Annotated in this window: 12 protein-coding genes; 1 reads left to right on the top strand and 11 read right to left on the bottom strand. The window is 74.9% G+C overall.

Annotated elements, in window-relative coordinates:
• Positions 1 to 9: 9 nt before the first annotated feature.
• The 11 genes from ACIRRU_RS20285 to ACIRRU_RS20335 form a co-directional block, all read right to left on the bottom strand.
• Positions 10 to 1,158, bottom strand: a complete 1,149-nt coding sequence (locus ACIRRU_RS20285; RefSeq protein ID WP_403682348.1) for a GNAT family N-acetyltransferase — start codon at positions 1,156 to 1,158, stop codon at positions 10 to 12.
• Positions 1,155 to 1,823 carry a lipopolysaccharide biosynthesis protein gene (locus ACIRRU_RS20290; protein ID WP_363203969.1) on the bottom strand — a complete coding sequence of 223 codons (669 nt, stop codon included), beginning with the start codon at positions 1,821 to 1,823 and terminating at the stop codon, positions 1,155 to 1,157. Before ACIRRU_RS20290 ends, ACIRRU_RS20285 begins: the two co-directional genes overlap by 4 nt.
• The gene (locus ACIRRU_RS20295) at positions 1,820 to 2,953 is read right to left on the bottom strand and encodes a glycosyltransferase (protein ID WP_403682351.1); all 1,134 of its coding nucleotides are present in this window, start codon (positions 2,951 to 2,953) and stop codon (positions 1,820 to 1,822) included. Before ACIRRU_RS20295 ends, ACIRRU_RS20290 begins: the two co-directional genes overlap by 4 nt.
• Complete coding sequence (locus ACIRRU_RS20300; RefSeq protein WP_403682352.1) at positions 2,950 to 3,762, bottom strand: polysaccharide deacetylase family protein; 813 nt, start codon at positions 3,760 to 3,762, stop codon at positions 2,950 to 2,952. The genes ACIRRU_RS20295 and ACIRRU_RS20300 overlap by 4 nt, the downstream gene beginning before the upstream one ends.
• Entirely contained in the window at positions 3,752 to 5,473 is a 1,722-nt protein-coding gene (murJ, locus tag ACIRRU_RS20305; RefSeq protein WP_403682354.1) for a murein biosynthesis integral membrane protein MurJ, read from the bottom strand. The genes ACIRRU_RS20300 and murJ overlap by 11 nt, the downstream gene beginning before the upstream one ends.
• Positions 5,470 to 6,849 carry an O-antigen ligase family protein gene (locus ACIRRU_RS20310; RefSeq protein WP_403682357.1) on the bottom strand — a complete coding sequence of 460 codons (1,380 nt, stop codon included), beginning with the start codon at positions 6,847 to 6,849 and terminating at the stop codon, positions 5,470 to 5,472. Before ACIRRU_RS20310 ends, murJ begins: the two co-directional genes overlap by 4 nt.
• A gap of 2 nt (positions 6,850 to 6,851) precedes the next feature.
• On the bottom strand, positions 6,852 to 8,324 hold the full coding sequence (locus tag ACIRRU_RS20315) for an exopolysaccharide biosynthesis polyprenyl glycosylphosphotransferase (protein ID WP_403682359.1): 1,473 nt from the start codon (positions 8,322 to 8,324) through the stop codon (positions 6,852 to 6,854).
• Positions 8,321 to 9,496 carry a glycosyltransferase family 4 protein gene (locus ACIRRU_RS20320; RefSeq protein ID WP_403682362.1) on the bottom strand — a complete coding sequence of 392 codons (1,176 nt, stop codon included), beginning with the start codon at positions 9,494 to 9,496 and terminating at the stop codon, positions 8,321 to 8,323. The genes ACIRRU_RS20315 and ACIRRU_RS20320 overlap by 4 nt, the downstream gene beginning before the upstream one ends.
• Before the next feature lie 539 nt (positions 9,497 to 10,035).
• Complete coding sequence (locus tag ACIRRU_RS20325) at positions 10,036 to 11,085, bottom strand: polyprenyl synthetase family protein (protein ID WP_403682365.1); 1,050 nt, start codon at positions 11,083 to 11,085, stop codon at positions 10,036 to 10,038.
• On the bottom strand, positions 11,082 to 12,140 hold the full coding sequence (locus tag ACIRRU_RS20330; protein WP_403682367.1) for a hypothetical protein: 1,059 nt from the start codon (positions 12,138 to 12,140) through the stop codon (positions 11,082 to 11,084). The genes ACIRRU_RS20325 and ACIRRU_RS20330 overlap by 4 nt, the downstream gene beginning before the upstream one ends.
• Before the next feature lie 283 nt (positions 12,141 to 12,423).
• Entirely contained in the window at positions 12,424 to 13,248 is an 825-nt protein-coding gene (locus ACIRRU_RS20335) for an aldo/keto reductase (RefSeq protein WP_403682371.1), read from the bottom strand.
• A 402-nt stretch (positions 13,249 to 13,650) separates the two neighbouring features.
• On the opposite strand from ACIRRU_RS20335, the gene ACIRRU_RS20340 reads away from it, so the two are divergent.
• Positions 13,651 to 14,946 carry an alpha/beta fold hydrolase gene (locus ACIRRU_RS20340; protein ID WP_403682374.1) on the top strand — a complete coding sequence of 432 codons (1,296 nt, stop codon included), beginning with the start codon at positions 13,651 to 13,653 and terminating at the stop codon, positions 14,944 to 14,946.
• Positions 14,947 to 14,959: the final 13 nt, after the last annotated feature.

The following is a 14,959-nucleotide window of genomic DNA, read 5'->3' on the forward strand; positions in this document are numbered from 1 at the left end:
CCACCCGGCTCAGCGCCCGACCAGCGGCAGCGCGGTGAGCCGTTCGTGCCAGTCCCGTGCCGCCGGGAACCGGGCCTTCACCGTCTCCACCGCCCGTTCCCGTACCGCCACCTGGGACTCCCGCAGCCGCAGCAGCGGCTCCAGACCGGGGCGGGCCAGCAGCAGCCGCTGGTTGACGACGGGGACCGGCTGCCAGTGGTTCTTGTAGCTCTCCGCGCCGCGCAGCAGGCTCAGCACCTCGCGGCCGGTGTCGGACGCCTGCTGGGCCACCTCCCGCAGCAGCATCGTCGACACATCGACCTTCCGCTCACGCAGCGCCGGGTCCGCGCCGTACAGGTAGCCGCCCGCCAGACGGCCGGACTGGAGCGAGAGGTTGGCGGCCACCACCGCGCCGTCCAGCCGGAACTCGGTCATCGCCGCCGTGCCGTCCGCGACCATCCGTCCCACGGACCGCACCAGGTGGTCCGAGAACCGCGCCCGCAGATGCTCCGGATTGACGCCCCGGCCCTCCCACTGGCGCTCGTGCAGCCGCAGCAAGGTGCCGATCGCCTCGGGCACCCGCTCCCGCGCGACCGGGAGCGCCTGGACGCCCAGGGCGTCGACCTTGCGCAGCTTGGACCGCAGCCGCTGGCCCCGCGAGCCGGTCAGCCGCGCCACCAGATCACTCAGCGGCTCGGCCCGCAGCTCCATGCACGTCGAGTCCGTCAGCCGGCTCCGGGCCCCCGGCCACCGCCCGAAGAGCAGCTGGGCCGACGCGTCCGGCCGGACCTCCCGCAGGTCGACCACGGTGTGCCGGGCCGCCCGCTCCAGACCCCGCTGGAGCGCCCCGACCGCGTACCCCGCCTCCTCCTCGTCCAGCAGGATGTCGAAGAAGTCGGAGATGGCCCCGCCCATCGGGACCAGCAGCGGCATCGGCCGGTGCACCAGCATCAGCGGGGCCGCCCCGATCAGCCGTCCCGACCGGCGGACCAGCAGCACCCGCAGGCGGCCCTCCTGGCCGTAGGACAGCCACCACGAGTGCAGCCAGGCGTGGCTCTGGAAGGGCGTCGCGGTGGCGCAGCGCCGGTGCAGGGCGCCCCACTCCCCGGCGAGCGCGCCGAACTCCCCGAAGTCCCGGCACAGGGTCACCGAGATGTGGCCGGTGCGGAGGGCGCTCATCGGACCAGCTCCCGCTCCTCCTGCGCCACGCTCTCCCCGGCGGGCGCGGGCACCTGCGCCGACACGCTCCAGCCCGCCCGGCGCGGCCGCACCAGCAGGACCAGACCGCCCAGCAGACCACCGGCGGCGGCCCCCACCGCCATGCCCAGCGGCACGGACGGCGACACCGGCTGCTCCGGCGTCATCGCGTGGGTGAACTTGATCAGCTTCACCCCGGTGTCCTTGGAGACATGACCGCTGCTCACGATGACCGCCTCGATCACCGCGTTGGCGATGTCGGCCGCCTTGTGCCGGTCCTCGGAGGTCCCGGTCACCGCGATCATCGGCGAGTCGGGAGAGGTCTCCGAGCGGACCTGGGAGCGCAGTTCACGCATCGGCTCACCGGCCGCCCCCTGCGCGTACGAAAGGGTCGCGTCGCTGGTGACGAGGCGCCCGTACGACTGCGCGTAGCCCAGGGCCGCCGTCGGGTCGGTCTCGTCCTCGGCGACCGCCATCGCGTAACTGGTGGCCTCGTACTGGGGGGAGGCGAGCACGCCGTACGAGAGCCCGGACGCGGTGCCGATGATGGCGCAGACAGGCAGCGGCCACCACTGGGGCAGCCGGGTGAGTGCGGTGCGCAGCCGACGGACGACGGCGTGGCGCTGCTGCTCGGTTGAGTCGGTCATGAAAAGGCTCTCCGGTTCGGTGGGGCGGTGTCGAGGGCGTACGCGTAGACATCCATCAGGCGCTCGCTGCTGCGCTTGATGGCGTAATGGCCGACGGCCCGGGGCGGCCGCCGGTCGGGGCGCAGGTTTATCCGCTGCCGCAGCCGGGCCGTCAGCTCCTCGGGGCTCCCGGCGATCCGGGTGGCCCCCGGGGCGTGGGCGGCGGGCAGGTCGTCGATGGCCGGGCAGGCGTCGTGCAGCACCGGAAGACCGGCGGCCAGCGCCTCCACGGCGGCCAGTCCGAAGGACTCCTCGCGGGAGGTGGAGACGAACACGTCGAGCGCGCTCAGCAGCGCCGGGACCCCGGGCACCGGTCCGCCGTCCGCCTCGTCGCACTCGCCGAGGAACCGCACCCGGTCCGTCACCCCGAGCCGCACCGTCAGCGCCCGCAGCGCACCGGCCTCCGGGCCGTCCCCGGCCAGCAGCAGCCGCGCCCCGGGGAGCGCGGCGACCGCGCGGACCAGTACGTCGAAACGCTTCCCGGGCACCAGGCGCCCGACCCCGCCGACCACGAAGGCGTCCGCCGGGATCTCCAGCGCCGCCCGCACCGCCGCCCGCCGCCGCTTATCGAAGCGGAACCGGTCCGCGTCGATCCCGTTGGGGACCAGCCGGATCCGGTCGGCGGGCACGCCCCAGTCCCGCAGCCGCCCGGCCACGGTCGAGGACACGGCGACGGTGGCCGCCCCGAGGCGTTCGGTGGCCAGGTAGAGGGAGCGGACGGGGCGGGTGAGCGGGCGGCCCTCGATCTCGGCGCGCCCCAGGGAGTGTTCGGTCGCCACCGTCGCCCGGGTCCCGGCGAGGCGGGCCGCGATCCGGCCGTACACGCAGGCCCGGTACAGATGCGTGTGCACCAGGTCGTAGCGGCCGTCCCGGATCAGCCGGGCCAGCCGCCCGACCGCCCGCAGATCCCGGTTGCCGCCCATGCCCAGATGGGTCACCCGCACGCCGTCGGACCGCAGTCCGTCCGCCACCGCGCCCGGGTTGGTGAGCGTCACGACGTCGCACTCCACGGGCAGATGACGCAGCAGCAGCCGCAACTGCTGCTCGGCGCCGCCGACCCCGAGCCCGGTGATGACGTGCAGCGCCCTCACCGCGCGCCGCCGCTGCGCGCGGGGGCGGCCGCCCGGGAGCCCGCGCCGGGGACCGCCCCGTGCCGCAGCCCGTGCCGCAGGTCCTTGGCCCACAGCCGCACCCCCCGGTCCGCCTGGCTGATGTGGGTGCGGGGCAGCGCGAACCGGCTGAGCAGTGGGCCCGGGGCCAGCGCGCACCCGTAGCCGTAACCGGCCGAGCGGGCGGCCTCGGTGACCCGGGGGTCGAGGATGCCGTACGGGTAGCAGAAGCCCTCCGGGGCCGTGCCGGTGAGGTCGCCGATCAGCTCCCGGCTCTCGCGCGTCTCGCGGCGCAGCTCCTCGTCCGGGAGCGTCGTCAGGTCCTGGTGGTACAGCCCGTGCGAGCCGACCTCCATGCCCGCCTCGGCGATCCGCCGGATCTGCTCGTGGGTCAGCAGCGGCTTGCGCGGGCCCAGCGGGTCCCACTCGTTGACGCCGCCCGGCCGTCCCGGCAGCACGAACACCGTGGCCCGGCACCCGTGCCGGCGCAGCACCGGCAGCGCCTCGTGGAGGAAGTCGGCGTACCCGTCGTCGAAGGTCAGCCCCACCAGGCCGCGCCGCCCCGCCGCCTCCGCCCGCAGCAGCTCACCGACCCCCACCCCGGTGAGCCGTCTGCTGCGCAGCCAGGACAGCTGCTCGTCCAGGCGGCGGGGGGAGACGGTGATGCCGTACGGGTCGTCGCCCGGGTCGGTCACCGAGTGGTACGTGAGAATCCACGGCTGACGGCGGGTGTGCGGGCGGTGCGGGGACGAGGGGGCGTCGGCGCGACGTGCCGAGCGGTCAGCGGCCATGAGGAAACCTCCGTCGGATGAGTGCCAGCAGGGAAGCGACGTCGGGCGAGCGCAGGGCGAGCCCGGTCAGGAAGAACACGGCCGGGACGAGGAGGCACCCGGCGGCCAGACTCAGCACCGGGTCGGGCACGAGCGGCGCGGCCGCCCAGCCCACCGCGCCCGCCACCAGCGCGGCCCCGCCCAGGCGGCCGAGCGACAGCGCGACGTCCCGGGTCCTGATGGGCACCACCCGGGTGCCGAGCCCCATCAGCAGGAGCAGCGCCGTCGTGCTGATCCCGAAAGCGTTGGCCGTCGCGATGCCGTCGACGCCGAAGCGGTACGTCAGGGCGTAGCCCGCGCCCATCGTGACCAGCAGCCCGGTGCCCATGGCGAACGCCGGGAACCAGGTGGGCCGCCCGGAGGCGAAGAACGGCCGGCTCAGCGCGCCGACCAGGCAGTGCCCCAGCAGCCCCAGCGCGTACACCCGCATCACCTGGGCGGTGGTGTCGGTGTCGGAGACGTCGAACGCGCCGCGCTGGAAGAGGACTTCGATGATCTGGGGGGCGTAGCCGAGCACCACGGCCGTGCCGAGCAGCACCACCATCCCGGCCAGGGCGAGGTCCCGCTCCACCCGCCGCCGCGCCTTCTCCCGCTCCCCGGCGGCCATGGCCTGCGCGACCACCGGGAAGGTCACCGTGCAGATCATGAGCGACAGCACCATCGGCATCTGCGCGACCTTCTGCGCGTAGTTCAGATGCGAGATGGCCCCGGCGGGCAGGGTGGAGGCCAGGAACCGCTCGACCAGCACCTGCGACTGACGGCTCACCACGAACAGCACCACGGGCATGAGCACCGCGAAGCCCAGCAGGGGAGTGGTGCGCGCCGCCTTCCGCCGGGCCCGCCCGAACCGCGGCACCCGGGGGCGGGGGAGCGACACCAGCTTCAGGAACATCGGGAGCTGGGTGAGGATCATCAGCGCGCTGCCCACCGCGACGCCCGCCGCGGCCGCCCGCACCCCCCACACCGCGTGCAGGGCCAGCGTCATGGCGATGATCCCGACGTTGTACGCGGCGTACACCCCGGCGGGCGGCAGGAAGCTGCGGTGCGCGCGCAGCGCGGCGCTGAAGTAGCCGGTGATCCCGAAGGTGAGCACGGTGACGGCGGTCAGCCGGGTGCAGTCCACCGCGAGCCGCGGGTCGGCCAGCCCCGGGGCCAGGACGCCCACCACCCAGGGCGCTCCGGCGATGAGCAGCGCGGCGCCGCAGGAGAGCAGCACGAACACGCGGGGGAGCGTCGCCCCCACCAGCTCCCGCACGGGGTCGGAGCCGGAGCCCTTCGTGCCTCCCTCCGCGTCCCGCCGGGTGAGGGCCAAACTGAAGGCGGGGACGAGCAGCAGCGCCATCCCGTCCTCGATCAGCAGCGTCGCCGCCATCTCGGGGACGGTCCACGCGATCAGGAACGCGTCGCTGGCGTCGCTCGCGCCGAAGTACCGGGCGATGGCCTGGTCCCGGACCAGGCCGAGGACCGCCCCCAGCACCGTGAGCACCGCCGTGGCCGCCGCCGCCCGGGCGAGGAACGAACCGAGGCGGGACTCCTCGCCGCCCCCCGGCTCCGCCGCGGTCCCCGGGGCGGCGGGACCCTCGGGGCCAGAACCGGGCGCCGGGAGCAGCGGCGGGGCCGGCGCCCGCACCTCCCTCGGCTCCGCCTCGGTGCCCGTACCGCGCTCGCTCATGCGGTGACCGCCCGCTCCGCGCGGTCCGGCTCCGACAGGGCCCACCAGGCGGCGAGGCCCAGCACCACACCGCTGAGCACCGTGGTGGGGCCGCCGATGTCCGCGTAGAGGAAGTTGACGCAGCTCCAGGTCATCAGGGCGACCGCCGCCAGCCCGCAGTCCACCGCCGCCCCGCCCCGCGAGCGGGCCGACACCAGCCTGCGCACGGCCCCGGCCAGGATCGCCGCCCAGCTGCCGAGGATCGCGGTCAGCCCGATGAGCCCCTGTTCGCCGAGGACCAGCAGATACATGTTGTGCGGCGACAGCAGGGCCTGCCTGCGGAATGCCTGTCCCGCCCCGGCGGTGTCACTGCCGGAGGAGAGACCGATCGAGGCGTGGGCGTCGCGGTGGGCGGGGAAACCCTTGAGGCCGACCCCGGTGGCGGGGTGCTCGCGCCACATCGACCCGGCCGCGCTCCACATGGCGTACCGGTCGCTGACCGACTGGTCGGGGGCCCGGGTCACCTGGGTCACGCTCGCGGCCCGGTCCGCGATCATCTGCGAGCCGACGCCGAACCCGCCGACCAGCACCACCGCGGCGGCCCCCAGCACCGCCAGCGACGTCAGGGCCTGCCGCCGCCCGGCCAGCGCCAGGGCCACCAGGCCCGCGACGGCCGTGGCGATCCACACGCCCCGGCTGAACGAGAGCGCCAGGGGCACGATCAGCGCGACGGCGAGGACGGCGGCGACCGGCCGCAGCCGGGCGGGGGTCCGGCCCCGGGCACCCAGGGCGCAGGCCGCCGCGACGAGCAGTCCGTAGGCGACGACCGTCGCCATGCCCATGATGTCGCTGGGACCGAAGGTCCCGACCGCTCGGATCTCCTCGCCCATATACGAGGCGCCGGTCCCGGTGACGTACTGATGGACACCGGTGACGCCCTGAATGACCGCCAGGACCACCAGCGACCCGGCCACGATCCGGAACCCGGCCGCGTCCCTGAGCAACAGGAACACGGCGACCGGAACGAGCACGAACACCTGGAGGTAGCGGACCAGGCCCGGCAGCGCCGCCGCGGGGTCGGCGGCCGTGACCGCGGCCACCGCGAAGCCGACGGCGGGCAGCCCCAGGACGAGCGCGGCGGTGGCGCTGAGCGGCTGCCGGCGCAGATACAGCAGGCGCGCCACGCACACCAGTACCGCGATGCCGGAGGCGACGTCGGCCGGGCCCACGGCCGCTCCGCCCCCACCGGTCAGGCTGTGCGGCAGGGCGGGCAGCAGGACCGTCGCGATCAGCGGCAGCAGCGGCCACCGGCTCCGCCACCCGCCCGTCGACCGACGGGGCACGGGGCGCGGTCCGGCCACCGGGGCGGGGGCGGGCGGGGTCAGGGTGGCGGCCATGGTCAGCTGCCTCCGAGACGGAACACGGAGCCCGCCGTCCTGGCCAGCACGCACGCGTCCTGCCACAGCGACCAGGTCTCGATGTACCGGTTGTCGAAGCGGGCCCGCTCCTCGATCGAGGTGTCCCCGCGCAGACCGTTCACCTGGGCCAGACCCGTGATGCCCACCGGCATCCGGTGGCGCGCCTGGTAGCCGGGGTGGGTACGGCTGAACTGGGCGACGAAGAAGGGGCGTTCGGGCCGCGGCCCGACCATGCTCATGTCGCCGCGCAACACGTTCCACAGCTGCGGCAGTTCGTCGAGCGAGGTACGGCGCAGCGTCCGCCCCACCCGGCTCATCCGTCCGTCGGACGCGACGTTCCACCGGGTCGCCGACTCCTGGGCGTCGGCGCGCAGCGTACGGAACTTCAGCAGGACGAACGGGCGGCCGTGGCGGCCGACGCGCTCCTGGCGGAAGAGGACGCCCGGCCCGTCGGAGAGCCGCACCGCCAGCGCGCAGACCGCCAGTACGGGGGCCGCCAGCAGCAGGCCGGTGGCCGCCAGCACCGCGTCCGTCGCCCGCTTCACCCCGTGACCGAACGGACGGCGCGTGCCGTCGTCCAGGAGCCGGGCGTCGAAGCCCCAGAGGTGGTCGGCGCGGTCGGCCGCGCCGCGCGGCGGCACGGCCGCCGCCCCGGGGGCGGTGACCAACCACAGCCGGCAGCCGTGCTCGGCCAGCACGGCCAGGAGGGCCGCGCCGTCCGGGACGGACTCGGGCGGGGCGGTGAACACCACGTCACGCACGCTGTTCTGCACCACCGCCCGCCCCACGTCCTGGGGTGTCCCCAGGACCGGCAGCGGAAGGGCGCCGGAGCCGGCCGCCGGGTCCTCGTCCGGACCGACCAGCCCGACCGGGCGCATCCCGTACTCCGGGTGCTTGAACAGCGCCGACGTCACCTGACGGGCCGCCGGTCCCTGACCCGCCACCAGGGCGGAGCTGGGCCGCCGGACGGCCGCCCGCCGCCGGGCCCGGTGCACCGCGGCGCGCCCGGCACAGGTGAGCGCGGTCTGCGCCCCGGCCCCGTACACGAGCACCGTCCAGCCGATGGCGTGCTGCGGGGCCCAGACGTCCAGCACCTCCATCGTCACGTACCACTGGAGCAGGGCGAGACCGAGGAGCGCGGGCAGGTCGGACAGCGCCGAGGGGGACAGCCGCATCCGGTACAGCCCGCGACGGGCGAAGAACAGCACCTGCGCCAGGGCCTGGACGGCCACCACCGCCCAGGGCCACGACGCCGGGACGACCAGCGCGAACGTCACGACAGGGGCCAGCGCGTCGACGCACACCAACTGCGCGACCCGCCCGCAGCGCCGGGCCCGGCGCACCCCGGGCCGCACCCCGGGGCGTCCGTCGCTTCTTCGGGGCGGATGAACCGTGTGCGTCTGCACGGCTGTGGCCTGTGCCGTGCCGGGGACCGGTGCACTCTCCATCGTCATCGCTCGGTGCGCTTCCTCGTCGTGGGGCCGGACATGCCGACAAGTTCCTGGTAGAGACCGGCGACCGCCCCCGCGGTGCGTCGTACGTCGAAGGCCGCCCGGGTGTGGCGCAGGGCCCGGCGGGACACCGCCTCGCGCAGCTCCGGGTCGGTGAGCAGGGAGGTCAGCGCCGCGGTGAGCGCCGCGGGGTCCTCGGGCGGTACGAGACAGTGCTCCTCGTCGCCCGGCGGCAGGCTCTCCCGCGCGCCGTCCACATCCGTCATCACGACGGCCCGGCCGCAGGCCATGGCCTCCAGCGGGGCCAGCGCCATGCCCTCCCAGCGGGAGGGAAGCACCAGGACGTCCGCCGCGTGGAGCCACGGCCGTACGTCCTCGCTGGCTCCGGTGAACAGCACACCGGGCGGGGCCGACGCCTCCAGCGCCTCCCGGTCGGGTCCTTCACCCACCAGCACCAGCCGGGCCCCGGGCACCCGCACGTCCCGCCAGGCCCGCAGGAGGACGTCCTGCCCCTTCTGCCGGGTGAGCCTGCCGACGCAGACGGCCAGCGGCGCGTCCGCGTCGACGCCTTCCAGCAGGGGCAGCGAGGCGCGGGCCGCCGCGCGGTCGGCGTGGCCTCCGGGACGGAACCGGTCGAGGTCGATGCCGTTGTGGATGACCGACCAGCGGGCACAGATCCCGGCCCGCTGTCCGGTGCGGCGTTCGGACTCGCTGACACAGAGGATGTGATCGGCCCAGCGCGCCCCGAACCGCTCCCAGCCGAGGGCGAGTTCGGCGGTGCGCCCGCCGACCGCCTCGAACGACCAGGCGTGCGGCTGGAACACCGTGGGGACCCGTCCGCGCACGGCCATCCGGCCCGCGAGACCGGCCTTGGCGCTGTGGGCGTGCACCACGTGCGGGCGGCTGGCGCGGACGATCCGGCGCGCGGCCGCGACCTCCCCGGCCAGCCGGGGCCCGGGGGCCCGGGTGGCCGCCCAGGCGTGCACCTCCGCCCCGGCGGCCACCGCACCGGCGGCGAGCGGACTGTCCGGCGGACACGCCACCACGGGACGCAGCCCCGATCCCGCCTGGGCCCGGACGAGGTCGGTGACGACCCGGGCCACTCCACCGTCGACGGGCTGAACCAAATGAAGGACCGTCAATTGTCTTTCTTCAGTACGACACATCTGCAGCACGCACGGCTCTCTTCGTTCAATCCGGTGAGTAAAGCCGAAGTGCACTTTGGCAGAGATGTGGCGAAATGGTGCGTGTGACTCGCTCATACGACCACATGGGGAGTACGTGCCCGACAGGGCCGTCCGGGTGGTCACGCGGCGGAATCGCGCGAGGCGGCGTGAGCGGGAACGTCAGCGGGCGAAAGGGGCCTCGGAGGGCTTCCGTACCGAATTCCCGGGCCTTCGCCGACCGGTTCGCGGGCGGCCTCCGGGCCTTTTCGCGGCGTGCCGTGCGCGGCTGTTCGCCGCACCGGATGGCAGCACCACGTACTTTTCCCGGTTAGGCCGTTCTCGTGTCCATGAACGCGACGGCCCCGGACCGGAAGGCGTGGCTCCCGGCCCGGGGTGTGCGGCTCGTCCCGCCGTCCGGCCGCTCCGCCGAGAAACGGACGCACCGCGACGGGGGAGCGCGGCGGGTATGCGAACGGCCCTCGTCCGCCGGGCGTTTCCGGCGAGGGCGGGCGACGGGCGCTCTTCTGTCCGGCGTCCGCCCCCGGGGTTCAGCCGCTGCGGTCGACGAGATACGGGATCAGGGTCCGCAGGTCCTCCCGGGCGCCTTCGGCGATCCCCACCCGGTCCAGGCAGTCACGGGCGGCGGCCAGGTGCCCGTGCGCCTCGTCGGTGGTGGCCCGGCGCCCACCGGCGGCCTCGATCAGCCCGGCCGCCCGGCGGGCCGCCGCCTCGTCGAGGGGGCCGGGCGCGGTGAGCAGGGCCGTGAGCCGCCGGGCCGCCGGATGGTCGGCGGCCAGGGCGGCCAGCACCGGGTAGGTCTTCTTGAGCCGCCGCAGATCGCTGTACACCGGCTTGCCCGTGATCCGCGGGTCGCCCCAGATCCCGAGCAGGTCGTCCACCGCCTGGAACGCCACCCCCAGATGGCGGCCCGCCCGGTCCAGCGCCTCGACGGTGCTCGCCGGAGCGCCCGCCAGTACCGCGCCCACCGCCGCCGCGCAGCCGAGCAGCGACCCCGTCTTGTGCTGGGCCATCGCCCGGTACTCGTCCGGCCGCACGGCATCGGGACCGGTCCACGGGCGGGACTCGAACAGCAGGTCCTGCGCCTGGCCGTGCACCAGATCGCGCAGCGCGAGCGACAGTCGGCGCACCGCGGCCGCACCGGCGGGGCCGGGAACCTCCGCCAGGGTCGACACGGCCAGCGCGAACAGGGCGTCCCCCGCGAGGACCGCCGGCCCGGTCCCGTACGCCTTCCACACCGTGGGGCGACGGCGGCGGATCTCGTCGCCGTCCATGATGTCGTCGTGGATCAGCGAGAAGGTGTGGACCAGTTCGACGGCCACCGCCCCGGGCACGGCCCGGCTCCCGTCGCCGCCGACGGCCTCCGCGCCGAGCACCGCGAGCGCTTGGCGCACCCCCTTGCCCTGCGAGCCGGGCAGCGGCTCACCGCCCGCCCCGGCCCAGCCCAGCGAGAAGGCGGCCGTCTCCGCGTGCCAGGGATGCAGCCCGCCGACCGACTCCACCAGCGCCGGCCGGACCAGCTCGCGGCACCGGTCGAGTATCCCGGCGGGGCCGGTCCGGCGGGTCGTGGACCGTGTCATCGGCGGTCGTCCCCCTCGCCCGCCCGCGCCGCCTCCACGCCCAGTTCGGCGTACGCCTTCTCCACCATCTCGCGGGCGTTGAGCAGGCCGATCCGGTCCAGCCGGTCCCGCAGGCCGTCCAGGTCGGCCGCCGTGGCGGCGCGGTCCCGGCCCAGCCTGGCCCGTGCCTTGACGAGGCCGAGCGAGGCCAGGGCCTCGCCCCGGGGCTCGTCCATCGCCCGGAACTCGCCGAGCGCCTGCTCGTAGACCGAGCGCGCCTCCTCGTAACGCCCCGCGCGGAAGAGCACGTTGGCCCGCATCTTGTGGTTGTACGCCAGGGCGCTGGACAGGTTCATCTCGCGGCAGGTGACCTCGGCCTCGGCGAGCAGGCCCAAGGCGCGTCCGGTCGCGCCGTCCCGCAGGGAGACGATGTCGGCGATGCCGCGCAGCGCCCAGGCCCGGCCCCGCCGGTCGTCCGCCTCGCCCGCCAGCGCGGCCGCCTCCTCGAACATCTCCAGCGCGGAGTCCAGGCCGCCGGTGTTGCGGTGGATCTGCGCGATGCCCTCCAGGGCCCACACCGTGTGCCGCGCCTCGCCCCGGGCGCGTGCCTCGGCCAGCAGCTGTTCGTGCAGCGTCGCGACCGTCGCGTAGTCGCCCTGGATCCGGCCGGTCTCGGCGAGCCCCGCCAGCGAGTAGCCCCGGGCGACCGGGTCGCCGCCCCGCTCGCCCAGCTCCGCGGCGAGTCCCAGCAGCCGGAACGCCAGCCGCAGCGCCCCGCGTTGCCGGGCCAGCGTGCCGCCGCTCCACAGTGCCCAGGCCATCGCCCCGGTGTTCCCGGCCGCCCGCGCGGCCCGGTAACTCGCCTTCCAGGCCCGGTCCGCCTCCGCCACCTGCCCCAGCCTGCGGTGGGCCTCGGCCACGGCGAGAGAGGAGCGCGCCACTTCTTCCTGCGATCCGGACCGCTCGGCCTGCCTGAGATGGCGTAGGCCCTCGGCCAGTACGTCGGTGAGGGAGGCGTTCACCGACATCTTGGTCAGCGCTCCCTGGTATTCGGGCGCCAGTGCCTTGGTCTGCATGGGTGCCTTCCGCGCGGCGCCGGACCCGCGCCGGACCAACTATCCACTCCATGTATACATGGCGAGTATAGTCGGTCGGTCGTCCAGGCCCGGAGCATGTGGGGGTGGGCGCCGCCCGAACTCCGGCGGCGAACCGTTCTGTCGCCGGTCAAGACGACAGCCGGGCGTGCGGGGTTGCTCGCCCGGCCCAGGTCGTTCTCCTGCCGCTTACCGGACCGTTGCCGCGTGGCCATGCGCGACGGCGCACCGGGGCCCCGAACAAACGCCCCTGACCTGCGTCCGCTCAGTTGAAGGTGTCGGGGTCCGGGCCGGTGCGCATGCCCCGGTCCAGCGCGGCGACGGCGTCCATCTCCTCGGCGGACAGCTCGAAGTCGAACACGTCGATGTTCTGCCGGATCCGCTCGGGCGTGACCGACTTGGGGATCACGATGTTGCCCAGCTGAAGGTGCCAGCGCAGCACCGCCTGGGCCGGGGTCTTCCCGTGCCGCTCGGCGATGGAGACCAGCGCGTCCTCCGTGAGCAGGGCGCCCTGGGCGAGCGGGCTCCACGCCTCGGTGGCGATGCCGTGCTCGGCGTGGAAGGCGCGCAGCCCGGTCTGCTGGAGCCCCGGGTGCAGCTCGACCTGGTTGACCGCGGGGACGAGCGTGCCGGTCTCCAGCAGGCGGCGCAGATGGGCGGGTTGGAAGTTGGAGACCCCGGCCGCGCGGACGCGGCCCTCGGCGGCCAGCCTCTCCAGGGCGCGCCAGGTCTCGGGGTACAGGTCGTGGGCGGGCACCGGCCAGTGGATCAGGTACAGGTCCACGTGGTCGAGGCCCAGCGCGGCCAGGCTCGCGTCGAACGCCGCGAGCGTCGCGTCGTACCCCTGGTCGGTGTTCCAGAGCTTGGTGGTGACGAACAGCTCCTCGCGGGGGATCCCGGACTCCGCCAGTGCCCGGCCCACACCGGCCTCGTTGCCGTAGGCCGCGGCGGTGTCGATGGAGCGGTAGCCGGCCTCCAGGGCGCCGGTGACCGCGGCGGTCGTCTCGTCGTCGGGCACCTGGAAGACGCCGAAGCCGAGCTGGGGGATGCTCACGCCGTTGTTGAGGGTGACGGTGGGGACGGTGGACATGTGGGGGCCTTCCGGTGGAACGGTGCACGCCGCCTTCAATGGCGTGCGACGTTTACAGGCGTACACAATAATTGCGTACGCGGGATATGTGCAAACGCGGACGAGGTGTGGGGGCCGGCCCGGGACGCTTATGCGTCCGCCACGGCCGCCTTAGCCGCCGCCGTCCCGTCCGGGTGGACCTTGCCGACCTGCTCGAACCGGATCATGTCGCCACGCTAGGGCCGCCGCGCCCGCGGCGCACACGGGCCGGGACTGTCCGGGCGCGGCGGACTCCGGACGCGCGCACCCCGTGCCGCGCGGCGCCGCCCTCCCCGCCCCGCGGTCCCGGCCATGTGCTGAACTGGGGCTTCCGCCCGGATACTTTCGCCCGGACCGGCCCGCACCCCGGATTCAGGAGTTCTCGTGAGCAGTTACCGGCAGCCCGGTGTCGTCCTCACCGACCGGCACTTCACCGTGCCCCTCGACCACAGCGATCCGGGCGGCGAGCGGATCGAGATCTACGGCCGGGAGGCGGTGGCGGCCTCCCGGGCCGGTGACGAGCTGCCCTGGCTGCTCTACCTGGAGGGCGGCCCCGGCTTCGGGGCGCGCAGGTTCGTCGGCGCGGAGGCCTGGCTCGGCCGCGCTCTGCGCGAGTTCCGGGTGCTCCTGCTCGACCAGCGAGGCACCGGCCGGTCCACCCCCGTCAACCGGCAGACCCTCCCGCTGCGCGGCGGCCCGCGCGAACAGGCCGCCCACCTCGCGCACTTCCGCTCCGACTCCATCGTCCGGGACTGCGAGCTGATCCGGCCCCAGGTCACCGGCGGCGCCCCCTGGACGGTCCTGGGGCAGTCCTTCGGAGGCTTCTGCGCGGTGCGCTACCTCTCCGCCGCCCCCGAGGGCCTGGCGGCGGTCCTCATCACCGGCGGACTGCCCTCGCTGGACGCCCACGCGGACGACGTCTACCGCGCCGCGTACCCGCGGATCGAACGCAAGGTCGCCGCCCACTACGCCCGCTACCCGCAGGACATCGGGCGGGCCCGCGCCATCGCCGCGTACCTGGCCGAGCACCGGCCCGAGGGCGCCGGGCACCGGCTGACCCCCGAGGGCTTCCAGTCGCTCGGCATCATGCTGGGCACCGGCAGCGGCAGCCACCAGCTCCACTACCTGCTGGAGAACGCCTTCGTCCGCACCCCGCACGGCACGGAGCTGTCCGACGCCTTCCAGGAGGCGATGCGCACCGCGACCTCCTTCGCCGGACACCCGCTCTACGCCCTGCTGCACGAGGCCATCTACGGACAGGGCGAACGCCCCACGGACTGGTCCGCCGAACGCGTACGGGCCGAGTTCCCGCAGTTCGACGCGGCTGCCGCGCTCCAGGGCGACGGGCCGCTCCTGTTCACCGGCGAGACGATCCACCCCTGGCACTTCGACGTCGACCCGGCGCTGCGCCCGCTGGGCGAGACCGCCGGACTCCTCGCCGCGCGCACGGACTGGCCCGTCCTCTACGACCCCGAACGGCTCGCCGCCAACGAGGTCCCCGTCGCGGCCGCCGTCTACCACGACGACATGTACGTGGACACGGCGCACTCGCTGCGCACGGCGCGGGCGATCCGGGGGCTGCGCACCTGGGTGACCGACGAGTACGAGCACGACGGAGTCCGGGCGGGCGGCCCCCGGGTCCTGGACCGGCTGCTGGCCCTGGTGCGGGACGAGATCTGAGGGGACCGCGGCA

Origin of the sequence: Streptomyces sp. NPDC101181, from assembly GCF_044767975.1 — a bacterium.
Lineage (GTDB): Bacteria > Actinomycetota > Actinomycetes > Streptomycetales > Streptomycetaceae > Streptomyces.